A 26,526-nucleotide genomic window follows, 5' to 3' on the forward strand; every position below is an offset into this window, starting at 1 on the left:
GATACCGGGGGCGGCCTCGATATGATACCGAGGGCCACCTCGATATTGTGGGAACCCGCGTGAGACCCGCGTCTCGGCGGTGAAATCGACCGCCCGCGGGTGCCGCCACAATCACAATTTCCTTAACCCCTCCCTCCATATCCGCCGGTATGGCAGTCATCAGTCTGGTGGGTGTCGGGGCCGGATTGGTCCTGGTACTCCTCGCCGTCGCCCTGCACTACTCGAAGGGCACCGGCTGGGAGCCGACCGCCGACATCACACAGGAAGTCCTCGAACGCCGCGCGGCGACCGTCGCAGAGACCGACTTCCCCGAGCCGATGAACCGTTCCATCGGCGGGGGCGGCGGCGTCGCCGCGGTCGCGGGCGGCGAAGAGGGCGCCGAGCTCGAAGGCGAGGAGGCGGAAGAAGAGCCGAGCCCCGCCGACATGCCCGAAGACGAAGTCGAGTACTTCGAAGTCGAGTTCGTCAAGCAGGGCGAGACCATCGAACTGGCGAGCAACGAGACGGTGCTCGACCAGGGTGAAGACGCCGGGATGGACCTCCCCTATGCGTGCCGGCAGGGTTCCTGTGTCTCCTGTGCCGCGAAGATTACCAACGGCCCGGCCGAGGAGTACATCACGCACCACACGCAGGAGACCCTCTCCGACGAGGAGATGGACAACGGCTACACGCTCACCTGCGTCGCCTACCCGAAGGCCGACTTCGCCATCGAGACCGGCGAAGCGCCGTAACGCGACGAACCGCAACCACCCACCGTTTCTCTCGACGCCACCCGTTTCGGTGAGCCGCGCCCGTCCCGTTCGGCCCCGAGGTTCGCGGTTCGCGGTTCACGGTTCGCGGCTGTCGCCCCCGGTCGCTCCCGCTTGTCGGCGAGGCGAATCCGAGGGGCGAAGACGCCTATCGACGCTTTCAAACGGTCTCCGCGTGTCTCACCTGTTCAGTGTCCCTCCCCGAAGGAGGTTCCCTCACCGAAGGCGACCTCAAACGGCCGATGTTCGAACTGGCGTGGCCCATTATCGTCACCGAACTCCTCCAGGTGGCGTACAACCTCGCCGACACCGTCTGGCTCGGTCGGCTCTCGACCGACGCCGTCGCCGCCATCAGCCTCGCGTTTCCCCTCATCTTCCTACTCATCTCCGTCGGCGGCGGCTTCACCGTCGCCGGGAGCACGCTCGTCGCCCAGTACACCGGCGCGAAAAGCGAGGGCTCCGCCGGGACCGTCGCCGGGCAGACGCTCACGTTCATCACCGTCATCGCCGTCGTCGTCGGCGTCATCGGCTTTTTCGCCACCGACGCGATGCTCGGCGTCCTCCCGAGTTCGGAGGCGACCGCCGGGCAGGTCATCCCCCTCGCCGGCGACTACATGCGCGTGTTCTTCCTCGGCCTACCGTTCCTCTTCGGCTTCTTCGTCTTCTCCGCGCTCATGCGCGGCTACGGCAACACCCGCGCCCCGATGGTCGTGATGTTCATCAGCGTCGTCATCAACATCGTCATCGACCCCGTGTTCATCTTCGGCTTCGACGCCAATCCGCTGTTTTCGATGCTCGGATTAGAGGGGCTTCAGGCGAGCCTCTTCACCGCCACGGGCTTTGACGGCTTCAAAGTCGCCGGCGCGGCGTACGCGACGGTCCTCTCTCGCGCCGTCGCCACCATCATCGGCATCTACGTCATCTTCGGGACGAGCGCCGGCCCCGACGTGCAGCTCGCCGACTTCCGCCCGCAGTTCGAGTACATCAAGAAAATCGTCGATATCGGCGTCCCGAGCGCCATCGAGCAGTCCGCCACCGCCCTCGGTTTCATCACCCTCACCGCGATGGTCGTCACGTTCAAGCCCGAGGTCGTCGCCGCGTTCGGCCTCGGCAACCGACTCACGTCGCTGGTGTTCCTCCCGGCGCTCGGCCTCGGACGGGCGACGAACACCATCGTCGGCCAGAACCTCGGCGCGCAGAAACCCGACCGCGCCGAGAGCGCCGTCTGGCTCGCCGCCAAGGTCGGCGCGAGCGTCATGCTCGTCACCGGCGTGCTCGCCTACGTCTTCGCCGAACCCATCGTCGCGTTCTTCCTCCAAACCGGGACCGCGTCGGCCGCCCAGACGATCGACCTCGGCGTCGAGTACATCCGCATCCGGGCGTTCGAATTCGGTTTCATCGGCGTCCTCCAGGTCGTCCTCGGCGCGTACCGCGGCGCGGGGAACACCAAGACCGCCCTCGGTTTCTCGCTGTTCGCGCTCTGGTTGGGCCGCGTGCCAATCGTCTACCTGCTTTCGTTCCAGTTCGGGTTCGCCGAGACGGGCATCTGGCTCGGGATGGCCGTCGGGCAGATTCTCGGCGCGATTGCGGCCACGGCGTGGTTCACCCGTGGCACGTGGAAACACAGCGTCGTCGACGCCGACGCGACCGGAACGTAATCGGCCGCCGGCGTGGGTTCCACAACGGTTTTACGTCGGTGCCGTGTAGCTCTCTCCGCTGAGGGCCCGTAGCTCAGTGGACAGAGTGCTTGGTTCCGGACCAAGATGTCGCGGGTTCAAATCCCGTCGGGTCCGTTCGCTCCGCTCACTCCCCCGACGACTTCCCGCTCGCTTGCGCTCGCGGGAATCCCGTCGGGTCCGTCATTTTCTAAAACGGCATATTCGACGCAGAGAGACCCCAGAAGTTCCCTCACCGCTTCAATGAACAAACTGTCCAAGATTTCGTTCGTTCCCAACGCTACCTATTCCATCGTGAGTTCCGGAAGCCGCTCCTGAAACAACCTATCCAGAACCGTCCACAGAATCTCTGTCGGAATCTGCTTCTCGAACTGAGCCGCCTCGTGATTGGTCTCTCCTTCGTCGGGCAGATAATACTGGAAATGAACCGCCCCAAGTTCGGGATGGTCGTCGTCCCGATGCCATCCACAATTGAACTCTGTATTCGGGTCTGCGTAATGAATCCGAAATTGTGACTCGTCTCCGGCGAACCGCCACTCCACGTCGAGTGTTGGAGACTCTGGCCCAGTCGCCGGCACGACTCGATTGGGGTCAAGTTCTGCTTGGATGTACTTCTTGACGATGCTGTCCGGTTCGTAGGACACCGACGTGACTGCAGGATGTCGCTGCAGAACGTCCTTTAGTCCCTCGTAGACCGAACTGTCGATAGTTCCGGATAAGCCCATTTGATCACGCGGAGATGGAGTCCCGTTTGGTCGCCCAGTCGTACTCGTTGAGCGCTGCTCGAACGACCGGAATTCGGTCGGCGAGGTGTTCCCACTCGCTGGCGACTTCCCGGCGTTCCGCGACTTCGTCGGCGTCGTCGAGGTCCGCGATACTCGCCCGAAGTTCGCCTGGTGTCTCGACATCATACGACTGCTTCCAGTCCGTGATCTTGCTCCGCATCGAATCGAGGGCGTTCGTCAACTCCTCCCGGCTATGTTCTCGCTGGAGTGCCGCGACCTCTCGGTAGGTCGCCATCAGCTGGTCAACGCAGTAGAGCGTCTGGTCGCCCTGTTCGATTTTGCGGAGGACGTTGTCCTCAACGAGCTGGTCCAGATACTTCTGGGCCGTCTTGACGGAAACATCAGTCTCGTTTGCGACCCACGACGCGGTTCGAGGCGTTCGAAGGGTGCGGGCGGCGGCACGGATGCGCTCGCCTCGGGTCATCGAAGCACGAGGGTCGTTCTGGGTTTCGTCGGGCATACTCGGTTCTACGAAGTGGTAAAACATATATCCACTAGGTTGGAAATATGGGTCTGACAAAGGATAGCGTTCGTCTGATGAACGAGATGAATCCAAAAATGCAGTCTACTGGTCGTGCTGGAAATGTATCGTACAGCCCCTCAACCGCCTGAAATCTAGACCCCGTTCGCCCACCGAACGAAAGCCCGTCGGGTCCGTACAGTTCTGGAACGCTTTAGAACCAAAGAGCGGGCTCTCTACCCGTCGAATCGCATATTTTCCTGTCGACAGATTTCGTCACGTAGCATGACGAACTCACTACAATCTTCAGAACACAAAGTACAGCAGTACACTCATTACATCAGTACACATATTTCACAGTATGCCCGTGAGCATCGACGACTTCGAATCTGGTGACCTTCCACGAGGGCCAAGCGTCCCCGAACAGGTGGTCACGTACCTCTACACTCACAGCGACCAAGCATTCACCCGCTCTGAGATTGCGACTGCCATCAGCGAGAACCCGAATACCGTCGGGACTGCACTCTCCCGCTTGAAGGACCGCAACCTCGTTCGCCACAAGGGAGAGTTCTGGGCAATCGCAGAGGACCAAGAGCGTGTCGCTGCCGCCTACGACCTCCACACCACGAGCGAGCGACTCAACGACGAAGACAGTGGCATCGACGCCGACGAGTGGGACTCAGTCGCTCCGGAGACACCACATCCGAGCGAACGAGACGAGGACCGACAGTAGATGCAGCCAGAGCGCGGAGACGTCGTCCGGAGTTCTGACCCCTTCAAACTCGGTGATGACAAGCAACGACCGTGGCTCATCGTCAACAACGACTCTCACCCGTTCGGTGGCCAGCAGTACATTGCGGTCGCTATCTCGACGAAAGAGTACGACGACTCACTCCCGCTCACCGATGGCCTCTGGGAAATCGGTGGTGTTCCTCGCGACTCGTTCGTCTCTCCGTGGGCAGTTCACTCACCTCGCAAAGAGGATTTCGTGGCGTGGCAGGGACGTCTCGAAGAGACGTTTGTCGACCGCGTCGTCGAGCAGGTTGAACAGTATCTGAGGTAGCCAGAACTGAGAGTCGCTAATCGCCAGACAACGAACCGATTAAACCAAATTCGTCACACACGATGACGCATTCCCTTCGGGTCCGTCATTTTCTAAAACCACATATTCAGTGCATAGAGGCCACAGAAGGTTCCTCGACAGTTGGACGAACGAACTACCGTAGATTTCGTTCGCCGAGAGGGAATGGTACCTATCGAACCAGACCGTATCGAGATACTCTACACCAACTCTTGGAAGACGAACAGGCCTGTACGCGTGGTTATTCACTCATCTTCCATTCACAGACCTTGTTCGAACGTTCCGTCACAGGCCATTTCACTCGACAAGCGATCTCGTCAACACTCGTGTTCTTCGGAACGTCGAAGTAGAGGACACCATTCGTCGTTTCTCCGGGGGCAAGCTCACGCGAGCCACGGAAGTATGGCATCTCGACCGGTTCACGCAGTCCACGTGCGAACCCACGGTTCGAATTTGAATCGACAAATCCGTTCCCTTCGACTTCGAACCAGTCTTTGTCAGGTTCTGAGATAGTCGAATCCGTCGGGTTCCACGCAGTTATCTCGAAGACAGCGAACGAACGCCTGTCGAGAGAGTGGTTTTCGAAGCCACTTCCGTTTTCGTCGACCCAGACCGTATCACTGACTGTCGGTTTGCTCACCCGAAGTTTGACACCATTCGGTAGCTCGTGAGAGCTTCCAAACTGTGCCTTCGTGGGAACGACGTGAGTCGTTTTCTCGAACGCCGGAGGCACTGCAATCGTTACGTCTTGAACCCCTTTTGCTGGGACCGTTCTTTCGATTGTCACCGTCTCACCAGGCTCAACTGTGGTATCAAGTACGCCGCCCGGTGCATTCGGCTCGGTGCTCCGTGCGACAGAGAACCGCTGGTTGAACAATCCAGCACTCCCACCGGTGTTCGTCACCGACACCGAGAACTCTATTGGGTCACCGTTAACGTGTTCTTCGGGGACATCGAGAGACGTGAGTTCCACATCTGGAAGCGAACTCGGGTCGACCGTTCCCTCCCAATACGCTTCCAAAGTCGACGACTGTGAATCGGAGAGCGAAATACGGAAATCCGTCGAGTCAGCCGGGACCTCGAAGAAAACCCAGCCCAACGCGGTGACGTTAGGATGCGCGTCTTCGGCTGTTTCGTAAAGTGTCCCACCGAGCGGGAACGACAGCGTCGGTTCACCACCCGGTTTCCCCTTCGGTTTGAGAGGCCGGTACTGGCTCCCACCGGTGATAAGTGCCAGAGAGTCACGGGAAGGGAGGTTGACGACCGACTCGCCTGTATTCGCTGACCGGACGTCAGCTAAGATCAAAGCGTTACCCGGCTCTGGGCTGATTGTGGTTCCATCGTCCAGCCGCGCTGCGCCGCTGAACCGAGCGGATGCAACCACAATGGTGGCACCATTGGACCGTGAGTACGACTCTCCGACCGAACGTTGTACTGGTCCACTCGCCTCAGGAGTTGGTGTCGCTTCCGTCCTAGACGATGCAGCGGACGAGTCAGTCTTCGTCGTACAACCAGCAGTCGATGCGAGTGCGAGCGAGGTGAGGAACGTTCGACGGTGCATAAACCGGGATGGTCCCGGTTTATGACTTAAACCTTCGCGCCGAAGCGACCTACTCGAACACGTCGAACACTTCCACTGCCTTGTACTCTTGACCCCACTCGGCCCCAGTCACTTCTTCGATGAGGCCGGCGTCTTCGAGATTATCGATGACGTTGTAGGCAGTTCCACGTGACACGTCGAGTTCCCGGACGATGTCGTTCGCCGTGAAGTACGGAACTTCGAGTAATTTGCGGGCGAATCTGTCTGTCGACGTGTTCCCCGCGTAGTCCGTCTCGTATTTCGATTGCAGTTCTTTGAGTGCCCACGTCCGGTCGTACGACTCTTCGGCCTGCGACCGAAGTGCTTCGAGGAAGAAGCCGATCCACTCGACCCACTCGCCCTGCTCACTCACGGCGCGCATCTTCTCGACGTACTCGACCTTGTTTCGGTTGAAGTAGGCACTCGGATAGATGTACGGACTCTCGATGTAGCCTTGGTCGACCAGATAGAGGATGATGACGAGTCGGCCGAGACGCCCGTTCCCGTCTGAAAACGGGTGAACCGTCTCGAAGAAGTAGTGGATAATCGCGGCGTCGACGAGTGGGTGGTACTCACCATTCATCCCAACGTACTCGACGAGTGAGGACATGAGGTCATCGAGAGACGATGCCGATGGAGGGATGAACGGGTCTTTGGCTGGGTTCGGACTGTTGAGCCGGACCATGTGGTCGCGGAACTCTCCGACGACGTCGCCCTCGTTACGCACGTCGTCGAGGAGCATCTCGTGGAGGTGTTTGAGCAGGTCGAGCGTGATTTCGCCACCGCCACCGACGTGGTCGATGCCGTACAGGAGCGCCTCCTCGTAGTTCAGGGCCTCACGCAAGTCCTTGCTTTGTGCCTCTGCATCGGCGCTGTCTTCGTGTTTCGTGTGGAATGCGGCGACGTCCTGGTAGTCGACTTCTGCACCCTCGATTCGGGCGGACTCGACTGCCTCGATTCGGATGAGCGTCGTGTACAGGACGGCCGCGAAGTCGACTGTCGAACTGATGCCGTCGACACGACCAATCTGGTAGGCTGCGTCGGCGACGAGGTCGTGTGTCTCGTCGGGGAGTTCGATTTTGGGCTCTGGCGGAAGCGGGTCTGGCGAGTAATACGGACGCGGATGATACTCGACGTACTTCCCCGGTGCCTCCTTCGGGAGCTTCTTCCTCCGCATTTCTACGCAGTACATGGGGTACCCATGTATAACTATTCATATACCAATTGAACAAGATCGGGATGAAGCCCGGTATGTACAGAGCAACCCGGGAAATTTGAAATAACAGTCGTTGATATCGGCCCTTGTAAAACTATCATTTAAACCACTAAACAAACAAACGTGTTCGAGTCACCCGTCGTCGACTAACAAGGAGACGATTTGACAACGAACCGTTCTGGCTGGGAGACAACTACCAACGTTCAGATTTCGAACGAAATGAATCCAAAAATGCGACCTGTCGGTCACGTTGAAAATGCGCCGTGCAGTCCCTCATTCGCCTGAAATCTAGACCCCGTTCGTCCACCGAACGAAAGCCCGTTGGGTCCGTACAGTTCTGGAACGCTTTAGAACCAAAGAGCGAGCGCTGTAGCCACCGATTTAGCATTTTCACCACCAACCGGTTTCGTCACGCACCATGACGAACTCTCCCAGCACGTCCTGCTCGGCGTCGGCGCAGTCGTGGGGTTGACCCTGTTCGCGTGGTTGCCATGGCTTCCGCGCCGGGTTCGGAGCGGGTTCGCGTCGATCGGCTTGATGACGTGTTCGGCCCTGCTCGTCTATTTTTCGGGGGGATACATCGAGGCGCACTTCCACTTCTTCGTCATCGTGGGCGTCCTCGCGGTGTACGAGGACTGGCTCCCGTTCGTCGTGGGCATCCTGTACGTCGCCGTCCAGCACGGCATCTTCGGCATGGCGCACCCCGAGGCGGTGTACAACCACCCGGACGCCATCGCCAACCCGATGGGCTGGGGGCTCGTCCACGCGGTGTTCATCCTCATGCTCGCGTCGGCGTTAGTCACGAACTGGTTTTCCGTCGAGCGTTCTCGGGAGGAGACCAGAAAGAAGATGCAGAGCCTCGAAGACAGCGAGGAGGCGAAGGCCGAAGTCGAGCGCCTAAACGAGCAGTTGGTGGTGCAGGCCGACGAACTCGCCGCGGCCATGGACGCGGTCTCGGAAGGGGATTTCACCGCGAACCCGCCCGAGAACACCGATATCGAGGCTATCGAAGCCATCAGCGACGCGTTTGTGGCGATGAAGCGCGACCTCTCATCGACCATCGTCGACCTCCGGGCGTTCGCGGCGACCGTCGAGCGGACGACGCGGTCGGCCCACGACGACGCGGAGACGCTCGAACGGACGCAACGACAGCTCGCGGCCGACGTGCGGGCGTTCGCCACAGACGTACGCGAACAGGCCCACGACCTCGAATCCACGACCGACGAACTGAGCAGCCTGTCGGCGACAATCGAGGAAATCGCCGCGAACGCCGACCAGGTCTCAGACGAAGCCAGTAACGCGGCGACGGCCGCCGACGAGGGCACGGGAACCGCGGCGGCGGCCATCGAGGCGATAGAGAACATCGAGCAGAGCGTCGACGAACTCGCGTCGCTCGTCGAATCGCTGGACGACCGGATGGACGACGTCTCGAAGAGCACCGACCTCATCGAGTCGATCGCCGAGCAGACGAACACGCTCGCGCTCAACGCGAACATCGAGGCCGCCCGCGCTTCGGACGGAAGCGAGGGGTTCGCCGTCGTCGCGAACGAGGTGAAGTCCCTCGCCGACGAGACGCAGAACCACTCGGCGGCCATCGAGCGGACGATAACCGAGACGGTCGAGGACGTGGCGCGCGTGCAGGCGGAGATGAAACAGACGAAGGCGCAACTCGAAACCGGGCGGTCGACGACGACCGACGCCGCCGAGGCGTTCGTGGCGGTCTCGGAAATCGTCGAAAGCGTCGACATGTCGGTCAACGAGGTCGCCACGGCGACCGACGACGGCGCGCGGACGACCGAGGAAGTTGTCGACGCGATTATCGGCATCGCCGACCACTCGCGGGACATCGCAGAACAGAGCGACGCGCTGGCGAGCCAAGCCGAGTCCAGAGCGGCGACGATTTCGGAGATTCGAGCGCAACTCGACGACCTCAGGGGCCAGACCGGCGGCCTGCAAGAGCAGCTCGAAACGTTCGACTGCGAGGTTCCGTCCGGCGGCTGAGCCGGGTCGGGTCGGGCCGGGTCCGGTCGAGTCGGGACCGACGAACGACTGCCGACTCGCGTCTGCAGTCGCTCGGGGAGCGAATGCGAGAACGCGAGCAAAAAAGTCAGCCGGCGGCGGCGGTCGCATCCGCCGCGGGAACCGATTCCGCGCCTCAGCCGAGGGCGGGCGTCGCGGTTATTCGAGGTCGAAGCGGTCGTGGCTCATGATCTTGTGCCACGTCTCGACGAAGTCCTCGACGAACTCCGCTTCGCCGTCGTCGCCGCCGTACACTTCCGCGATGGCGCGCAGGCGGGAGTTCGAACCGAAGACGAGGTCGAAGCGAGTGGCCTCCCACTCGACGTCGCCCGTCTCGCGGTCGCGCACCTCGTACAGATACTGGTCGTCCGAGACCGGCTCCCACTCGTAGTCCATGTCGAGCAGGTTCACGAAGAAGTCGTTCGTGAGCGTCTCGGGCTCGTCGGTGAGGACGCCGAGGTCGGAGTCCTGGTAGTTCGCGCCCAGCGCGCGCATGCCGCCGACGAGGACGGTCATCTCGTGCGCCGAGAGGTCGAGCAGGTCCGCCTTGTCGACGAGCAGGTCCTCGGGGCGCTCGTCGGCGTCGTCCGCGATGTAGTTCCGGAAGCCGTCGGCGTCGGGCTTGAGCATCTCGAACGACTCGACGTCGGTCTGTTCCTGCGACGCGTCGGTCCGACCGGGCTCGAACGGCACTTCGACGTCGTAGCCGGCGTCGACCGCGGCCTGCTCGATGGCCGCAGCGCCACCCAGCACGATGAGGTCCGCGAGCGAGACGCGAGTGTCGTCGGACTGCGCGCCGTTGAAGGACTCCTGAATCCCTTCGAGGGTGCCGAGCACGTCGTCGAGCTGGTCGGGCTCGTTGACGTCCCAGCTACGCTGGGGTTCGAGCCGGATGCGCGCGCCGTTCGCGCCGCCGCGCTTGTCGCTGTCGCGGTACGTGGACGCCGAGGCCCACGCCGTCTTGACCAGCTGAGACACCGAGAGGCCCGAGTCGAGAAGTTCGGCTTTGAGTTCCTCGACGTCGTCCTCGTCGATGAGGTCGTAGTCGGCGTCGGGGATTGGGTCCTGCCACAGCATCGCTTCGTCCGGGACCTCGGGGCCGACGAGTCGGGACGGCGGGCCCATGTCGCGGTGGAGGAGCTTGTACCACGCCTTGGCGAACGACTCCTGGAACTCCGCGGGGTCCTCTTGGAACTCCTCGAGCACCGCGCGGAAGTCGGGGTCCTTCTTCAGGGCGATGTCGGTGGTGAGCATCATCGGGTCGACGAGCTGGTCGGGGAGGTGAGCGTCGGGCGCCGCGTCCGGAATCTTGTCCGCGGGCGACTCGTCGGCCGGCCGCCACTGCCACGCGCCGCCGGGGCCCTTGTGAGCCTCCCACTCGTAGTCGAGCAGGTTGTCGACGTAGCCCATGTCCCACTTCGTGGGGGCCTGCGTCCACGGCCCTTCGATGCCGCTTGTGATGGTGTCGGGGCCCTTCCCGGAGCCGAACTCGTTCTTCCAGCCGAGACCCTGTTCCTCGATGGGTGCCGCCTCGGGCTCGGCTTCGAGGTTGTCGCCGGAGTCCGCGCCGTGGACCTTCCCGAAGGTGTGGCCGCCGGCGATGAGCGCGACGGTCTCCTTGTCGTTCATCGCCATGCCGCTGAACGTCTGGCGGATGTTCTTCGCGGAGCCTTCGAGGTCGGGTTCGCCGTTGGGACCCTCGGGGTTGACGTAGATGAGGCCCATCACGGTGTTTCCGAGCGGCTCTTTGAGGTTACCCTCCTCGTCGAAGCGGTCGGGAGACGTCGTCTCCCACTCCTCTTCGGGGCCCCAACTGGGTGCCTTGTCGCCGACGTAGTCGTCGGCGCGGCCACCCGCGAAGCCGAACGTCTCGAAGCCCATCGATTCGAGGGCCACGTTGCCGGCGAGGACGATGAGGTCGCCCCACGAGAGCTGGTTCCCGTACTTCTTTTTGACGGGCCAGAGGAGTCGGCGCGCCTTGTCGAGGTTCACGTTGTCAGGCCAACTGCTGATCGGAGGGAGGCGCTGGTGCCCGCCGGAGGCGCCGCCGCGGCCGTCGTGCGCGCGGTACGTTCCGGCGCTGTGCCACGCCATTCGGATGAAGAGGGGACCGTAGTGACCGTAGTCCGCCGGCCACCAGTCCTGCGAGGAGGTCATCAGCTCTTCGAGGTCGGCTTTCACCTGCTCGTAGTCGAGCTTCTGGAACTCCTCTGCGTAGTCGAACTCCTCGCCCACCGGGTCGGTCTGTTGTGCGTTCTGGTCGAGGATTTCGAGTTTCAACTGGTTCGGCCACCAGTCATGGTCGGAGCCATTCATACGCCAACGGTTACCGCTTTTGGGTGATAAAATTGACTGATTTTGAATTAACTCTTGGTTATAGCCAAAGCAATCTTTTTACTTTATGAATAATTCTCCGGAGGGCTCGCGTTTGGCACGTAGTCTATCAGTAAAACACATCTAGCAAACGGTGTGACAAGTTGTGGACTCGACGCGTCCGCCTCCGGCCGCCCGCCCGCCGAAACGGAGGTGAAAGCGGGTGGGTGGTCGGAAGCGGCCGGTTTCGGGTCCTCGAAAGGAGTCCAACCGCACTGAGGTACCCACATCTCACTCGGATAATCAAAAATACTTACCACGTGAATTTGTGTGGCATTGAAGAATATCGCCGCTGTATTCGCATGCACCATGGAAGATGGAGCAACGGCACTCTCGTTTGACACGCAACTTGCGGCTATTCAACACGTCGAACGGCGTCTACTGCTTCTCACGCTTCTCAGAGCGGGGCCCGACAGCACCGCGTTCGACGCTGACCACACACCTCCGGGAACCGACGTGCGGGAACTAAAACTACAGATGTACCACGTGCACCTCCCGAAGCTCGAACGGATGGGCCTCATCGAGCCGAACGGGAACTGGTACGACATCCGCAGAGGTCCGCGCTTCGACGATATCGAACCGCTGTTGCGCGTCATCGACGACCACCGAAAGAAACTGCCGGGCGACGTACTGTAGGCGTCGTCGAGCGAACCGACGTGCGAACGAACGGCAGCGCCGCTAGCGGATTACTCCGAGTCGCGGCCGAGCAATCCTTGGGACAGCAACCGACGCGAGATGACGATGAGTCCGTTCTGGAATCCACTGCCGAAAATCGCGTGTTCTTCGCCGGTGGCGGGAACGATGGTGCTGACGAGAATCGACGAGCGGTCGACGAGTAAGAGCCGGCCGATAGCGAGGTTCTCGGCGGTGTTCTCGCCGCGGAGCCATTCGAGACCGGAGACGAACGTCGTCGCGCTCGGGACGGCCGCCCGCACCTGCTGTCGCAGGGATTCGGTCGCCGCTCCGATGAGCACGTCCACATCCTCGGCTCGGGCGTTCAGGTCATCGACGAACCGGTCGGTCAGAAGCGAGTCGTCGCCGAGGACGAGCACGATTTCGTCGTCCGCGTCGTCGATGAGCTTGTGCGTCCGGTTCGCGATGCCCTCGGTCCCGGACATCGCCCAGACTTCCTGAACCGAGCCCTGTTCGTCCGAGTCGATTCTGTCGGTCCGTTCCAGCGCGTTCGTGAGCCGGTCGATTCGGTTTTGATACTGCGCACGGAGCGTCTCGGTCGCCTCCACGAGCGGGACGGCCCGGAACCGCTGCGGACTCGAGTGCTGGACTTCGACGAGCCCCTGCGCCTCCAGCACGCGAACCGCGTCGTACACGCGAGTCCGCGGTACGTCGGTAATCTCGCTGAGTTGCTTCGCCGTGCCCGTCGAGACGCGAGTGAGACCGACGAAACACTTTGCCTCGTACTCTTTGAGTCCGAGTTGCTGAAGTACGTCGATAGCGTCCTCTTGTGAATCTCCCGTGCTCATATGTCTCAACCGAACTCCGAGGCGTCCCGTCTCCTCACGAACGCTTGTATCGGCGAACGGATAACAATTGTTACTTTTCGAGTGAATACGTTTCGACAGGATTAGCCAACCGAGTTAATTCGACGTTAAAACCGTGCTTTCACTCCGGCTCCGAACGTGTCGTTGTTATTTTCTTAGTGACAAAGTAGTCTCACCGGGTTTTTCGTACGTTACGCGCGGACAATAGACACTTAATAGATTCACTCAGTTAATCACAAACAACTATACGGCGCCAAGACGAATGGAGAGTGCGGCACACAGCGAAGTACTGTGTCCCAACCACAACTGACACGTGCCGCCTCAGCCACCCGTCGTGGCTGAGTTCGCAGACAGCGAGGCACCCATTATGAGTACTGACTCGGGCGACGACTTCCGTTCTGTCGCAATCGAACAACTGAAACAACTCGGCCTCAGCGCGTACGCCGCACGGACCTTCGTCGCACTCACCAGCCTCGGTATCGGCACGGCAACGGAGATTAGCGAGGTCTCCGAGGTCCCGCGAACTCGGGTGTACGACGCGGTCGACGAGTTACGCGAGCGGGGACTCGTCGACGTCCAGCAGTCCTCACCGAAGCAGTTCTGGGTGGTGTCCGCGGAGACGACGTGCCAGAAGTTCGAACACGAGATGAGACAGCGGACCTCCCTTCTGACGACGGCGCTCCAAGAACTCGGGACGGCGCAACGCAAGCAGGAACAACGCGGCGTCTGGACCGTCGACGGCCAGTCAGCCGTCACGGACCGCGTCCTCGAGTTCATCCGCGACGCGGACGACGAAATCGTCTACATGACCGTCGAGGGACTGCTCACCGAGGACATCGTCGAGGCGCTTGGGGAGGCGGCACGCCGGGGCGTCTCGATTCGGGTGGCGGGAATCTCACCGGACGTTCAGGGGACGATTCGCGACGAAATCCCCGACGCGGAGCTGTTCGACACGCTCTGGATGTGGTCGGACACGCCCGCGGGCCGCCTCATGATGGTCGATAGGAATCAGACGCTCGTGAGCGTGCTCGTCAACGGCAGCGGCGCGACTCCGTCCGACCCTCGCTCGGAGACGGCGATTTGGGGGGCGGGCGAAACGAACAGCCTCGTCGCGGTGCTCCGGGCGATATTCGCGTGGCGGCTCGAACGCGACGGCCTCGACGACTGAGACGCGGACGGCTCGGGAGCCGCGGGTGGCCCGAAACGCGGAGATAGAAGCGTTCGAAGTCGGAGACTCATTACTGCGACCCGTTACAATCGACCGACTGCTGTCGAGAAAATCGCTCGCGCGAGTCGCCCCGAGCGCGGCGCGAGCGGCGCGGAATGCCATCGGGGCGGGTCCGGCAACCTACTGCCGTAGTGGACGCGGCGGCGCGACCGCGGTCGTCGCCACCGCGCCCATCGCCACGACAGGGTCGACGATGGGTATCGGAACGTCGGCCCGCACGTCGGGAATCGCGCCCGAAGAGGAGATGCCGGTACAGCTCGGTGCGACGACGTCGCAGCCGGCGTCGACGAGGCGGTCGACCGCCGCGCGAATCGCCGCCCGACCCTCGTCGGTCGTGAAGTAGTTCGTCGTCGCCGCGCCCTCGACGACTTCCTCGGCCGCGAGCCGGTCGCCGAGCAGGTGTCGGATGCTCGACCCGGCACCGTTTTCGAGGCCGAGCGTCCCGACGCGGTCGCCGCGGGCGGACGCGACGGCGGCCACGCTCGCGCCCGCGCCGACGACCGGGACGTCGAGCGCGTCGCCGAGCGCCTCCACGCCGGGGTCGAGCGCGCAGCTGACGCAGAGCGCGTCGACCTCGGTCGCCATCTCGCGGCCGAGCGCCTCGATGTGCGGGAGGGCGTCGGCCTCGGCGGCCGCGTTCGGAATCCCGTCCGGGTGGTCGGGGATACACCGCGACAGCGTCGAGACGTGCGGGTAGTGTCGCTCGACGAGCCGCCCGTGGAGGGCGACCTCCTCGGGGTCGTCGAGCGTGAGCACGCGGAGGACGCCGAGTTCGACCATCAGACAGCACCTCCGGTGTTCCGGTCGGCGTCCGTGCCGGCGTCCGTATCCGCCGGTTCGTCGATACCGCGGGCCTCGAAGAACCCCTGCTGGCGGAGCGCGTCGAGCAGTTCGCCCTCGCGGCGGTTCATGAAGCCGTTCGGCCCCCAGTAGCGTTCGAGCGTCTCCTGCCACTCGCGGCGGTCGTCGCCGTAGACGCTGTCGCCGTACATCTCGTTCATCGCGTCGTAACAGGCGTCGAGCTGGTCGTCGGTGGCGTCGCGGTAGCCGCCCTCGTGGAGGACCGCGTCGAGCGGGACCCGCGGGGCGTGCTCGGTCGCCTCGCCGTGGCTCGGGACGCCGAGACAGAGGCCGAAAATCGGCAGGACCCCCGAGGGGAGGTCGGTCGTCGCGGCGACCGCGGTGAGGTTGTTCAGGATGTTGCCGATGGGACAGACGCCGTAACCGCGGCTTTCTGCGGCCAGCATCACGCCCATCGCGGCCAGCGAGGCGTCTATCGCTCCCTCCAGCAGCCCCATCGCGGGCGTCGTCCGGAACTCGCGGTCGCGGTGCTCCAACAGCAGTCGAATCCGGCGGAGGTCGATGCAGACGAGGAGGAAGTGGCTCGCCTCCTCGACCTGCACGGTGCCGCGGCTACACAGCTCGTGAATCCGCTCGCGGCGGTCGGGGTCGCGTATCCAGACGAAGCTGTACATCTGGGTCGTCCCGCTGGTCGGGGCCTTCCGCCCGGCGTCGACCAGCGCGCGGACCTCGTCGTCGGGGATTTCGGCGTCGGTGTCGAACTGGCGGACCGTCGCGCGACGCGCCAGCCACGGGGCGAGGTCCGGCACGTCGGCGACCGCCGCGGCGAGCGCGGGCCGGTCTGTGCGGCTCGTGCGGTCCGTGCCGGCGCGGTCACCGCCTGCGGGCGTGCGGTCGCTCACACGAGCACCTCGCCGTCGGCGACGACGACCTCGCCGTCGAGCGAGACCGTCGGTTCGAGGATGACGCCGTCGAGGTGCGAGTCGCAGTCGATGGTCCCGCCGAAGCCGAGGTTGTCGCCGAAGGCGACGTGGCAGGTGCCGTACACCTTCTCGTCTTCGAGGACGGTTCCGATGATGCTCGCCGCCGGGTTCGTCCCGAGGCCGAGTTCGCACACTCGCCGGGCGCAGTCGTCGCCGCTCGTCGCGTCGAGGAACTCGTCGGCGGCCGCGCCCTCGACGGCCGTGATGCGCCCCTCGTCGAGTTCGACCGTCAGCGGCTCGTCGAGGACGCCGACGCCCGCGAGGCCGCCGTCGAAGACGAGCGTGCCGGTCGCCGTTCCCTCGACCGGCGCGATGTAGCTCTCGCCGGACGGGAGGTTACCGGAGTCGCCGGAGTCGGCGATGATGCCGTCGCTCGGGATGCCGTCGCGGCCCGAAAGCGACATCGTCGCCGACGCGCCGCCGGCCTCGATGCGGGCCTCGTCGGCCGCGGTGAGCTTCTCCGTGAGCGCCGCCGTCAGGCGTTCGACCTCCTCGTAGTCGGCCGTAATCGCGCCCGCGCCGAACATCTGGTCCGTGATGCCGGGCATCGTGGCGACGCGCGCGCCGGCCTCGGTCGCGGCCTCCCGCGCCCGCGTGTGCGTCAGCGACGCGCTGGTCGGACAGACCACGATGTCGGCCGACTCCATCGCGCGGGCGACCGACTCGGGCGGCTCCATCCCGTTTCGCTCCATCGGCGGAATCTCGAACAGGCCGGACTCCAGCCCGAGTTCGACCCCCGCATCGAACAGCGCCCGTCCGATGTGGTTCGTGTCGGTGTCGGTCACGACGAGGAGCGTCTCCCCGGGATGGGCGTTCATGTTCTCGGCGAGGAGTCGCTTCGCCACGGCGCGGTGGTCGGCCACGTCAGAGCACCTCCTCCGCGGTCTTCGCCAGCACCGACCGCCCGAGCAGGACGCTCGTGTCCGTAATCTCGCGGACAGTCGCTTTCATCTCGGGCGTGTAGCCCATGCAGTCCATCACGATGAGGTCGGCGTCGGTGCCGATTTCGGCGGCGGCCGCGGACACCTCGTCCTCGTCGGCGTACGGCGACCCCGCGGCGGTGACGAGGTCGTAGTCGGCCCACTTCTCGAACGTCATGGCCTCCTGTTCCTCCTTGGGCATGATGACGCCGAGGGTCCCGCCGTCGAGGATGGTCGAGACCCACGCCGAAAGCAGGTCGCTCGGCTCGAAGACGGGCACGCTGGCGTCGAACGGCGGGAAGTGGCCCGTACAGAGGACGCCGATGGCCGTGACCTCCGATTCGAGGGCGCGGATGCGTTCGCGGAGGAGTTCGACGACCGACTCGCGGTCGACGGTGACGGGCGTCCCGTCGGCGAGTCGGGAGACGTACACCGGCTCTCCCTCTCGCGGGCCGACCGCCGCTTCGACCTCGGCCGCCGAGTCGAACCGGTCGAGCGCGCCGACCTCGACGATGTCCACCTCGGGCGGGAGCGCCGCCGCGATGTCGGGCGTCACGTCGCTCCGGGGTGCCTGTCCGATGGTCACGAGTCCGAGCGTCGACATCTCAGACGCCCTCGCCGAGGGTCTGGAGACGGCCCATCGAGCCGTACAGCGACGTGAGTCGGTCGTACTCGGTCTCGTCGTAGAACGACGCGCGGCCGCGGGTGAAGTCCTTGGCCGTCTCGACGACGAACCCGGTCGCGTCGAGCAGGTCGGTGAGGTAGTTCGCGCCGGTCCCGCAGCCGGGGACGGGCGAGACGCTCGTCGTCGCCACGCCCACGACGGGCGCGTCGGTCGCCGTCGCCGGCTGGAGGATGCTGTTGATGTGGTGGACGTCGTTGCCGTAGGGGGTGATGTCCTGCATCGTGAGCGTGAGCGTGCTCGGCGGGCGGCCGGTCGACCGCTCTTGGATGTCGAGGAGGCTGTCGCTCACCTTCAGCACCCACCCCTCTTTGACGGTCGGCGTGATGGCGAAGCCGCGCTCGCAGTGGACGCGGTTGCCCTTCGTGGCGTCGACGGAGACGACGGCGTCCATCTCCTCGTCCACCTCGTGTTCGTTCATGGTGCTCGTATCGACCGGACTGCCCATGAAGGGCACCGGGTCGTGGGGGGAGGTCGGCGCGTCGGGACAGACGTGCGTGGCGATGCGAACGTCGCCGGCGAGCACGTCGCCGCGGGCGCGCATCTCGCCGAGGTGGAGCGCGACCGCGAGGGCCACGATGGCCCCGTCGGCGTCGGAGACCGGTCCGAGTTCGGCCGGCCGGGCGGCGACCCCGCCGAGGCGACCGATGACGCCGAGCGTCGGCGCGTCCGGGTCGGCCCCGGGGACGACCGTCTTGACGAAGTCGGTCGACCCCTCGTCGGTCGAGATGGTCGTCACTTCCGTGTCGAGACCGTACGTTTCGAGTGCGTCGCGTACCAGTTCGCCGTCCGCGTCGGGACGGCTGAGGATGTCGTATGCTTGCTGAATCTTGTCGAACATGAGTTGCGTTAGTTGAATACGTGTGATTTGACCGCTTTTCCGACCGCCTGTTCCACCGGGTCGAAGAGCGCCGGGTCGGCCATCCCCGCGCCCAGAGAGAGGTTCGCCGCGGGCGCGACGACGACCGCAACCGACCGGCCCTCCGCGAGTTCCGCCGTCGAGACGGGCATCCCCGTCTCGGCGTCGAGCGTCGTGATGAGGTCCGGGAACGTCGCGAGGCGCTCGCCGTCGAGTTCGAGCGTCATGTACTCGTTCCAGAAGGTGAGTTCGCGGCCCTCGATTTCGACCACACCCACGTCGAATCCCCCGGTCGTTTCGAGCGCGAACGACTCGACGGGACCGACGAGCGAGACCTCGCCGCCGACGGCGTCGGCGACGCGTTCGGCGGCGTCGCGGCCGTCGTCCGCGAGCCTGACCGCGCGACCGACCGCCTCGGCCTGGTCGTACGTGTCGAGCGCCGCGTGCGCCTCGGCGTAGCTCGCGGGAACCGGGTTGCGGGCGACCGCGACGAGGCCGCCGGCGTCTTCGGCCGCGTGCCGGACGAGCGACGCCGCCGTGCCGAGTTCGGCCTCGACGACCGTCTCCAGTCGGGCCGCGGTGCCCGGCACGCCGCCGACCGCCGCCTGCACCGACTCGGAGTCCTGCGACAGCCCGATAGAGCCCATCGGCCCGGTCGGGTGCGCCCGCCCGTTGCAGGCGGCATCGACGAGCGGGAGGCCCGTCACGGCCGACTGGAGCAGGCCGTTTACCGTGGCGAACCCGCCCATCTCGTTCGTCATCAGCGCGCCGACGGTCGTTCCGTCGGCCGCGAGTCTGTCCACCAACAGTTCCACCGCGCGCACGTAGTCCGCGGGGTCGACGTGGCTGTCGGTCGCGGCGGGCGCGCCCACGCCGCTGACTGTCAACACCACGTCCGTCGGGTCGAGGTCGGCGACCGAGACGATTGTCGGCCGGCCGTACTCGACGGCGAGTTCGCCGAATTCGATGCCCTTGGCCAGCGAGCCGCCGCCCCCGCCGCCGAGGACCGCGCCGCCGACCGCGACGTCTTCGACCCATTCGGCCGTTATCGTCCGCTCGCCGCCCGTCGGCTCGGGTCGTGTCTCGTCTGTCGGCGCGGCGTCGTCTCTTGCCGCGCGCTGCGTTCCGTCCGTCTGTGTCCGCGTGTCGTCTGTCGTCATTGGGGTGCCTCGGGGGAGTCTGCGTCGTCGACCGTCACGCTGAGGAAGGCGTTCGGCCGCTGTCTGTCGGCGTTGCGAAGCGTCGCGGTCCCCCGCGCCCGGAGTCGCTTCATGCCCGCCGCGAGCAGGTGGTACGTCTGGTCACGGCCCATCGATTCGAACAGCCCGTCGGACTTCGCCACCGCCGTGGCGCAGACCTCGTCGTCGCGGCACGGCCGGTCGCAGGCCGAACACGCCGGCTGGGCGGTCTTGAACGCCGCCGGGTCCGACGCGCACGACCGGAGGAGTTCGTCGGTCCACGGGCGGTTCCGTCGCGCCCGCCGGAGGGCGGCGAGGCGCGCTGCGCGCTCTGCGGTCATTCCCACTCCGCGCCCTCCTCGAACCGGTCGTCGTGGAGGAAACACCGGGCGACCTGGTCCGGGCCGCGCTCGTACAGTTCGGGCTCCTCGACCGCGCAGGCGTCGAACTCGTGGGCGCAGCGCGAGCGGAAGGCGCAGCCGCTCGGCTTCTCCCGCGGGTCCGGCACCTCGCCGTCGAGCGTGATTCGGTCGGGCTTCGCCAGTTCGTCCTCCTCGCTGATGGTCGAGATGGCGGAGAGGAGCGCCCGGCTGTAGGGGTGTTGCGGCGACCCGAACACCGAGTCCACGTCGCCGACCTCGACGAGCCGACCGAGGTACATGACGCCGATGCGGTCGGCGACGTTCTTCAGGAGCGAGAGGTCGTGGGTGATGAACAGGTAGGTGATGCCGAACTCCTCCTGTATCTCCTCGAGGATGTTGATGATGCGGGCCTGCACGCTCACGTCGAGCGCGCTCGTCGGCTCGTCGAGGACGACGAACTTCGGGTTGAGCGCCACGGCGCGGGCGATTCCGACGCGCTGTTTCTGGCCGCCCGAGAGCTGTCCGGGGTAGCGGTACATGAACTCCCGTGGGAGGTCCACCATGTCCAAGAGTTCCTCGACCCGTTCGAGCCGGGCCTCGGAGTCGCCGTAGTCGTGAATCTTCAGGGGAGCCTCGATAATCGACTTGACGCGGTGTCGCGGATTGAGGCTCGACGCCGGGTCCTGGTGGACGATTTGCATGTTCCGGCGGAACCGCTTGAGCTCGCCGTCGGAGAGGTCGACGACGTTCTGGCCGTCGATTTCGACCCGCCCGCTTGTCGGCTCCGTCAGGCGGAGCATCGACCGGCCGGTCGTCGTCTTGCCGGAGCCCGATTCGCCGACGAGTCCGAACGTCTCGCCCTCCGCGATGGAGAAGCTCACGCCGTCGACGGCGCGGACCTCCCCCGCCTTCTTCTGGAAGATGCCCTCGAACAGCGGGAAGTGTTTCTTGAGGTTCTCGACCGTGACCATCGGATCGTCGAGGTCCCGGTCGCGCTGTGCCGCCGCCGTCGATTCGGTCGTGTACGCTGAGTCGTTCATTGGTCCGTCCCCCCGTCGGCGGAGATGTCGCCGGGGGCGTCGCCGCCGCCGGCCAGCCACGGCGCGGTGCCGATGTCGACCGGGTCGGCGGCGAGCGATTCGTGACGCTCGCGGGCCGGGAGCCCGTCGAACAGGTGACACGCGGTCGCGTGGTCGGGACCGGTCCGCCGCGGGTACGGGTACGCCTCGTGGCAGGCCGCCTCGGCGTGCGGACAGCGGTCGGCGAACCGACAGCCGGCCGGCGGGTTCGTGTAGTCGGGCAGGTGCCCCTCGATGCCGTCGCCGATGCCGGTCGAGAGCGTCGGGATGCTCTCCAACAGCCCGCGGGTGTAGGGGTGCTGGGGGTTCGCGAACAGGTCGACGGTCGGCGCTTGCTCGACGATTTCGCCCGCGTACATCACGTTGATTCGGTCGCTGACCTCGCGGGCGACCCCGAGGTCGTGGGTGATGTAGAGGACGCTCGTGTCGCGTTCCTCGACGAGTTCGTCGAGGAGGTCGAGCACCTTCGCCTCGGTCGTCACGTCGAGGGCGGTGCCCGGTTCGTCGGCGATGAGCAGGTCCGGCTCCGACAGGAGCGCGATGGCGATGAGGACGCGTTGGCGCATCCCCCCGGAGAGCTCGACCGGGTAGCTCTCGAAGACGCGCTCGGGCGCCGAGATTTCGACCTCGCCGAGCATCTCGATGGCCCGTTTCCTGTGTTCGGCCTTCGCGCCGGTCGACAGCGCGTCGCGGACGAGCTTCGACAGCGACAGGCGCGGTCGCCCCTGCCACTTCAGCACGTCCATCATCTGCTCGCCGACCGTCAAGACGGGGTTGAGACTCGTCATCGGGTCCTGCATTATCATGCTCATCTCCTTGCCGCGCCGCGAGTGGCGCTCGGCGTCGGAGAGCGAGAGCACGTCCTCGCCCTTGTAGCGAATCTCGCCTTCGGGGATGGTCGCCGAGGGGAGCAGTCCCATGATGGATTTCACGGTGACGCTCTTGCCGCAGCCCGTCTCGCCGACGAGCGCCGCGGTCTCGCCGCGGTCGATGCTGAAGTCGATGCCGTTTATCACCTCGGCCGTCCCGTCGTGGGTCTCGAAGTGGACGTGGAGGTTCTTGACCTCTAAGATGGGGTCCGCCATCTCAGTCCACCTCCACGTCGAGCACGTCGCGCAGGCCGTCGCCGATGAAGTTGAACCCGAGGACGGCGAACGAAATCGCCAGCCCCGGGAACACGGCGATCCACCAGAAGCTCGTGACGTAGTTGCGGCCCTGTGCAATCATCGCGCCCCACGTCGGCGTCGGCGGCTGCGCGCCGAGGCCGAGGAACGACAGGCCCGCGCCGACGAGGATGACGAAGCCCATGTCGAGGGTCGCCTTGACCGTGATGGGGCTGACGACGTTCGGGAGAATCTCCTTGAACGTCGTCCGCACCCACCCCGACCCGAGCGCCCGGCTCGACTCGATGAACTCGTCTTCCTTTATCGAGAGCACCTCGCCCTGCACGAGGCGGGCGTACCACGACCACCACGAGAAGGCGATGGCGACCATGACGTTGAACAGCGACGCGCCGGTCGCGGCGACCACCGCCATGGCGAGGAGCGTGGGCGGGATGGCGAGGAAGATGTCCGTCACCCGCATGATGACGGTGTTCGTCGTCCCGCCGAGGTAGCCCGCGATGAGCCCGAGCGTCACGCCGATGGAGATGGCGATAGAGAGGACGATGCCGCTCATCAGGAGCGACAGGCGAGCCCCGAACAGGACGCGGCTGAAGATGTCGCGGCCGGTCGTGTCGGTGCCCATCAGGTGCGTCGCGCTCGGCGGCTCGCTCGCCTGGTCGAAGTAGACGCCCGCGCCGGCGTGTTCGGGGAACGGCGCGATGTACGGCGCGAGGAGCGCCGCGACGACGAGCGTCAGAATCATCGCCAGCCCGACGAGCGAGAGCTTGTTGCCCGCGAAGGTCCGAAAGCCGCGTTTGAGCTGTCGAATCCGCTCTTTTCGGGCGGCGCTCTCGGTGTCGAAAAACGGGAGCGAGGTCTTCGTGGACACGGCTATCCCTCCTCCAGCCGCACCCGCGGGTCGAGGTAGCCGTACAGCAGGTCGACCACGAAGTTGGCGGTCACGAAGCCGATACCGACCACGATGGTGACGCCGACGATGGCGTTGAAGTCCTGATAGAGGATGGCCTGGACGCCGTAGCGCGCCATCCCCGGCCACGCGAAGACGATTTCCACGAGGAACGCGTTCCCGAGGAGGAACCCGAAGGCGAGGCCGACCACCGTGAGTGAACTCGTAAAGGCGTTTTGCAGCATGTACTTGTATTCGATGAGGGTGTTCGGAAGGCCGTAGGCCCGGGCGGCGAGGACGTAGTCCTTGCGCTGCTCGTCGATCATGTCCGAACGGATGAGCCGCATCACCTGCGCCAGCGTGGCGAGGCCGAGCGCGACGGTCGGCAACAGGAGGTGCGTGGCCGCGTCGAGGAACGTCCCGAACTGGCCGGCGATGAGGCTGTCGACCAGATACAGGTTCGTGACCGCCGGCGGGGGAGCGACGCCGTCGCTGAGCCGCCCCGAGAGGGGCAACAGCCCGAGGCTGACGACGAAGACGATTTGCAGGACGATTGCGACCCAAAACCGCGGCATCGACACGCCGAACAGGGCGGTGATACGCGAGAGGTGGTCCTGCCAGCGGTCCTTGTTGGTTCCGGCGACGACGCCGAACGGAATCGCCAGTAGCACGGCGAAAAACAGCGTGACGACGGTCAGTTCGAGCGTCGCGGGCAGGCGGGCGACGATGTCCGAAAAGACGTTGTTGTTCGTCCGAAGCGACATCCCCCAGTCGCCCTGCACGACGCCGAACAGCCAGTCGGCGTACTGCATCGGCAGCGGCTGGTCGAGGCCCATCTCGGCCCGCAGTGTCGCGACTTGCTGTTCCGTTGCTTCCGGTCCGAGCGCCAACCGAACGGGGTCGCCCGGAATCACGCGGGATATCAGGAAGATGAGCACTGACAGCCCGAAGATGACGGGGACCGAGTGGATTGCGCGCCGAACGAGGTAATCTACGTATGACATTGGTGAGTTGGAAAGACGGCCCGAAGCGGGGCGTCGAAAGTCGTCGGGCGACTACTTCGCCCGGCCCTCGCCGCTGCGAGTCATGGAGTGGACGTCCCAGTCGAACGACATCACGCCGCGGTACTGCCAGCCCTCGACGTTCTCGTTGATGCCGATGCGGTACGGCGGGTTGGCGATGTAGACGCTGGGCATGCCCTCGACGATGAGCGCCTGCGCCTCCTCGTACTTCTCCAGCCGCGACTGGAGGTCGGAGGTCTGGCGCGCCTCTTCGAGGGTGGCCGCGATTTCGTCGGTGGAGTACCACGACTGGGAGATGTACGACCCGAACGAGGAGGGGTGGTACATCAGGTAGGTGTGGCTGTCCGGCGACGGCATCTTCGCCGTGTGGAAGATGTTCGTCATGTGGGCGGTCGACTCGGCGCTCGTCGCGCGGTCGGTGAGGCGGGCCCACTGCAGCGGGTTGATTTCGAGGTCGATGCCGAGTTCGCTCAGCCCGGCCTGGTTGAGAAGCCCCATCTGGCGCTGGAGTTCGGTCCCGGCGACGACGACGTGTTCGAGGCCGATTTCGTTGATTTCGTCGACGGAGTAGTCCGCCTTGTCGAGGAACTCCTTGGCCTTGTCGAGGTCCTGTTCCATCGGGACGAGGTCGCCGTTGTGGCCCGCCATCTCCCGGGGGACCGGCCCGGCCGCGACGCCGCCGCCGCCGATGATGTCGTTGACGGCGCTGTCGTAGTCGAACGCGTAGGCGATGGCCTTCCGGACGTTGATGTCGTCGGTCGGTGCCTTCTGGCAGTTCAGCGGGAAGTGGAACAACTGCAGCTGCGGCACCTCGGGGACGCGGACGTTGGCGTACGAGTCCATCTCCGCGTACGCCTGCGTGCCCATGTACTGGTCGGTCATGTCGCCTTCGCCCTGTTGCATCGTCGTCTTGATGGTGGACTCCTCGGTGATGACCGTCGATCGGAACGTGTCGAAACTGTCCTCGCTCCAGCCCTTCCAGTAGTCCTCGTAGGCCGACGCCTCGATGGAGTTGCCCTGCTCCCAGTTGTCGAGGACGTACGCGCCGGAGCCGGCGGAGTTGTTCTGGAGGTAGGCGTTGCCGTAGTCGCCGTCGGTCTCGTTCTCCTGGACGACGGTGCTGTTGACGATGTAGAACTGGACGAACGTCGCCAGCGCCGGGCCGTACGCCTGATTGAACTCGAAGGCGACCGTCCGCTCGTCGCGGACGGTGATGTTCGAGGGGTCGAGGTAGTCGAGCCAGAACGACGAGTACCCGCGCTGGAGCTCCAGCATCCGGGTGAGCGAGTACGCCACGTCGTCGGCGGTCAGCGGCGTACCGTCGGAGAACGTCACGTCGTCGCGGACGGTGAACACCCACGTCTTCCCCTCGTCTTCGGTGTCCCAGCTCTCGGCGATGTGCGCCGTCGGCTGGAGCGTCTCGGCGTCGACCGTGATGAGTTCGTCGTAGAGGTTCTGCGCCGCGAGCCCCTGCGTGTAGTCGACCTGCTCTGCGGGGTCGAGCGTCCCGAAGACCTGCCCGGCGACGAAGTGGAAGTCGTTACCGCCGCTCGCGCCGCTTCCGCCGTCGCTCGTCTGTTCGGTCGTCGTCGAGTCGCCACCCGAACTGCCCTCGGTGGTCTCGGTCTGCTGGGTCCCCTGACAACCCGCGAGTGCGACGCTCGTCGCTCCCGCACCCATGAGTTTCAGGAGTTTTCTGCGTTCTATGTTGCCGGTTGGCATGGAGAGTTGTGGATACCCTATTCGTATAAAGCTTTCCTAGTGATTAAACATATCGTCGATAAAAGAAGTTGATTCATCTAATTATAACTTTGTAATAATTATGGAGAGAACCGAGAACACACAGATATGGACGAATACGCACCCTAGAAAGAAATAGAAGCTGATTCTCATCTATCTCGGTTAGCTGAAGACAGAGATACACAGTCAATAGTGGTAGTAGTGGACAGTAGCCGGCCGTCAATC

General features: G+C 64.4%; 25 protein-coding genes and 1 tRNA gene. 8 read left to right on the forward strand and 18 right to left on the reverse strand.

What is annotated here, in order from left to right:
- Window positions 1–149: 149 nt before the first annotated feature.
- The 3 genes from C5C07_RS15025 (at window position 150) to C5C07_RS15035 (ending at window position 2,542) form a co-directional block, all read left to right on the forward strand.
- Window positions 150–731 carry a 2Fe-2S iron-sulfur cluster-binding protein gene (locus tag C5C07_RS15025; protein WP_049905177.1) on the forward strand — a complete coding sequence of 194 codons (582 nt, stop codon included), beginning with the start codon at window positions 150–152 and terminating at the stop codon, window positions 729–731.
- A 209-nt stretch (window positions 732–940) separates the two neighbouring features.
- Window positions 941–2,407, forward strand: a complete 1,467-nt coding sequence (locus tag C5C07_RS15030) for an MATE family efflux transporter (RefSeq protein ID WP_304999705.1) — start codon at window positions 941–943, stop codon at window positions 2,405–2,407.
- Between the two features lie 62 nt (window positions 2,408–2,469).
- Window positions 2,470–2,542, forward strand: a tRNA-Arg gene (locus C5C07_RS15035).
- 167 nt (window positions 2,543–2,709) lie between these two features.
- Here the strand turns inward: C5C07_RS15035 and C5C07_RS15040 are convergent.
- Together C5C07_RS15040 and C5C07_RS15045 are read right to left on the reverse strand one after the other, a co-directional pair.
- Complete coding sequence (locus C5C07_RS15040; protein ID WP_233510396.1) at window positions 2,710–3,069, reverse strand: hypothetical protein; 360 nt, start codon at window positions 3,067–3,069, stop codon at window positions 2,710–2,712.
- A gap of 85 nt (window positions 3,070–3,154) precedes the next feature.
- A complete protein-coding gene (locus C5C07_RS15045; RefSeq protein ID WP_199522743.1) occupies window positions 3,155–3,670 on the reverse strand; it encodes a hypothetical protein in 516 nt (171 codons plus the stop codon).
- 361 nt (window positions 3,671–4,031) lie between these two features.
- Between C5C07_RS15045 and C5C07_RS15050 the strand changes: the two genes are divergently transcribed.
- Both C5C07_RS15050 and C5C07_RS15055 read left to right on the forward strand, forming a co-directional pair.
- Entirely contained in the window at window positions 4,032–4,403 is a 372-nt protein-coding gene (locus C5C07_RS15050; RefSeq protein ID WP_049905178.1) for a hypothetical protein, read from the forward strand.
- Window positions 4,404–4,733, forward strand: coding sequence for a type II toxin-antitoxin system PemK/MazF family toxin (locus tag C5C07_RS15055; protein ID WP_004976484.1), 330 nt, complete (start codon window positions 4,404–4,406; stop codon window positions 4,731–4,733).
- A 259-nt stretch (window positions 4,734–4,992) separates the two neighbouring features.
- Here the strand turns inward: C5C07_RS15055 and C5C07_RS15060 are convergent, their stop codons facing one another.
- Together C5C07_RS15060 and C5C07_RS15065 are read right to left on the reverse strand one after the other, a co-directional pair.
- Complete coding sequence (locus C5C07_RS15060) at window positions 4,993–6,135, reverse strand: hypothetical protein (RefSeq protein WP_233510397.1); 1,143 nt, start codon at window positions 6,133–6,135, stop codon at window positions 4,993–4,995.
- 226 nt (window positions 6,136–6,361) lie between these two features.
- Window positions 6,362–7,507 carry a Fic family protein gene (locus C5C07_RS15065; RefSeq protein ID WP_115805392.1) on the reverse strand — a complete coding sequence of 382 codons (1,146 nt, stop codon included), beginning with the start codon at window positions 7,505–7,507 and terminating at the stop codon, window positions 6,362–6,364.
- A 576-nt stretch (window positions 7,508–8,083) separates the two neighbouring features.
- On the opposite strand from C5C07_RS15065, the gene C5C07_RS15070 reads away from it, so the two are divergent.
- A complete protein-coding gene (locus C5C07_RS15070; RefSeq protein WP_233510399.1) occupies window positions 8,084–9,547 on the forward strand; it encodes a methyl-accepting chemotaxis protein in 1,464 nt (487 codons plus the stop codon).
- Window positions 9,548–9,724: 177 nt separating this feature from the next.
- On the opposite strand, the gene katG is transcribed toward C5C07_RS15070, so the two are convergent.
- Window positions 9,725–11,881 carry a catalase/peroxidase HPI gene (katG, locus tag C5C07_RS15075; protein WP_004976488.1) on the reverse strand — a complete coding sequence of 719 codons (2,157 nt, stop codon included), beginning with the start codon at window positions 11,879–11,881 and terminating at the stop codon, window positions 9,725–9,727.
- A 327-nt stretch (window positions 11,882–12,208) separates the two neighbouring features.
- Between katG and C5C07_RS21110 the strand changes: the two genes are divergently transcribed.
- Window positions 12,209–12,574 (forward strand): hypothetical protein, encoded by a 366-nt coding sequence (locus C5C07_RS21110; RefSeq protein ID WP_147299500.1) that lies wholly within the window; start codon window positions 12,209–12,211, stop codon window positions 12,572–12,574.
- A gap of 50 nt (window positions 12,575–12,624) precedes the next feature.
- Here C5C07_RS21110 and C5C07_RS15080 read toward each other — a convergent pair whose 3' ends face one another.
- The gene (locus tag C5C07_RS15080; protein WP_004976490.1) at window positions 12,625–13,419 is read right to left on the reverse strand and encodes a TrmB family transcriptional regulator; all 795 of its coding nucleotides are present in this window, start codon (window positions 13,417–13,419) and stop codon (window positions 12,625–12,627) included.
- A 385-nt stretch (window positions 13,420–13,804) separates the two neighbouring features.
- Between C5C07_RS15080 and C5C07_RS15085 the strand changes: the two genes are divergently transcribed.
- The gene (locus C5C07_RS15085) at window positions 13,805–14,605 is read left to right on the forward strand and encodes a TrmB family transcriptional regulator (RefSeq protein WP_115805393.1); all 801 of its coding nucleotides are present in this window, start codon (window positions 13,805–13,807) and stop codon (window positions 14,603–14,605) included.
- Between the two features lie 180 nt (window positions 14,606–14,785).
- Here the strand turns inward: C5C07_RS15085 and C5C07_RS15090 are convergent, their stop codons facing one another.
- The 12 genes from C5C07_RS15090 to C5C07_RS15145 are packed head-to-tail and all read right to left on the reverse strand — an operon-like array spanning window position 14,786 to window position 26,283.
- Entirely contained in the window at window positions 14,786–15,445 is a 660-nt protein-coding gene (locus C5C07_RS15090; RefSeq protein WP_115805394.1) for an aspartate/glutamate racemase family protein, read from the reverse strand.
- On the reverse strand, window positions 15,445–16,368 hold the full coding sequence (locus C5C07_RS15095; RefSeq protein WP_115805395.1) for a nitroreductase family protein: 924 nt from the start codon (window positions 16,366–16,368) through the stop codon (window positions 15,445–15,447). Before C5C07_RS15095 ends, C5C07_RS15090 begins: the two co-directional genes overlap by 1 nt.
- Complete coding sequence (locus C5C07_RS15100) at window positions 16,365–17,312, reverse strand: aminopeptidase (RefSeq protein WP_115805396.1); 948 nt, start codon at window positions 17,310–17,312, stop codon at window positions 16,365–16,367. Before C5C07_RS15100 ends, C5C07_RS15095 begins: the two co-directional genes overlap by 4 nt.
- Window position 17,313: 1 nt before the next feature.
- Window positions 17,314–17,973: an AroM family protein gene (locus tag C5C07_RS15105; protein WP_115805397.1), complete on the reverse strand. Its 660-nt coding sequence runs from the start codon at window positions 17,971–17,973 to the stop codon at window positions 17,314–17,316.
- Window position 17,974: 1 nt separating this feature from the next.
- Entirely contained in the window at window positions 17,975–18,892 is a 918-nt protein-coding gene (locus tag C5C07_RS15110) for a DUF1177 domain-containing protein (RefSeq protein ID WP_004976497.1), read from the reverse strand.
- 8 nt (window positions 18,893–18,900) lie between these two features.
- Entirely contained in the window at window positions 18,901–20,070 is a 1,170-nt protein-coding gene (locus C5C07_RS15115) for a DUF917 family protein (protein ID WP_115805398.1), read from the reverse strand.
- Window positions 20,067–20,429: a hypothetical protein gene (locus C5C07_RS15120; RefSeq protein WP_115805399.1), complete on the reverse strand. Its 363-nt coding sequence runs from the start codon at window positions 20,427–20,429 to the stop codon at window positions 20,067–20,069. The genes C5C07_RS15115 and C5C07_RS15120 overlap by 4 nt, the downstream gene beginning before the upstream one ends.
- Window positions 20,426–21,490 carry an ABC transporter ATP-binding protein gene (locus C5C07_RS15125; protein WP_004976503.1) on the reverse strand — a complete coding sequence of 355 codons (1,065 nt, stop codon included), beginning with the start codon at window positions 21,488–21,490 and terminating at the stop codon, window positions 20,426–20,428. The genes C5C07_RS15120 and C5C07_RS15125 overlap by 4 nt, the downstream gene beginning before the upstream one ends.
- Entirely contained in the window at window positions 21,487–22,614 is a 1,128-nt protein-coding gene (locus C5C07_RS15130) for an ABC transporter ATP-binding protein (RefSeq protein WP_004976504.1), read from the reverse strand. The genes C5C07_RS15125 and C5C07_RS15130 overlap by 4 nt, the downstream gene beginning before the upstream one ends.
- A gap of 1 nt (window position 22,615) precedes the next feature.
- Window positions 22,616–23,521: an ABC transporter permease gene (locus C5C07_RS15135; protein ID WP_004976505.1), complete on the reverse strand. Its 906-nt coding sequence runs from the start codon at window positions 23,519–23,521 to the stop codon at window positions 22,616–22,618.
- 2 nt (window positions 23,522–23,523) lie between these two features.
- The gene (locus tag C5C07_RS15140) at window positions 23,524–24,543 is read right to left on the reverse strand and encodes an ABC transporter permease (RefSeq protein ID WP_004976506.1); all 1,020 of its coding nucleotides are present in this window, start codon (window positions 24,541–24,543) and stop codon (window positions 23,524–23,526) included.
- Between the two features lie 51 nt (window positions 24,544–24,594).
- Window positions 24,595–26,283 (reverse strand): ABC transporter substrate-binding protein, encoded by a 1,689-nt coding sequence (locus C5C07_RS15145; RefSeq protein WP_050459198.1) that lies wholly within the window; start codon window positions 26,281–26,283, stop codon window positions 24,595–24,597.
- Between the last annotated feature and the right edge of the window lie 243 nt (window positions 26,284–26,526).

The organism is Haloferax sp. Atlit-4N (assembly GCF_003383025.1).
Lineage (GTDB): Archaea > Halobacteriota > Halobacteria > Halobacteriales > Haloferacaceae > Haloferax > Haloferax gibbonsii.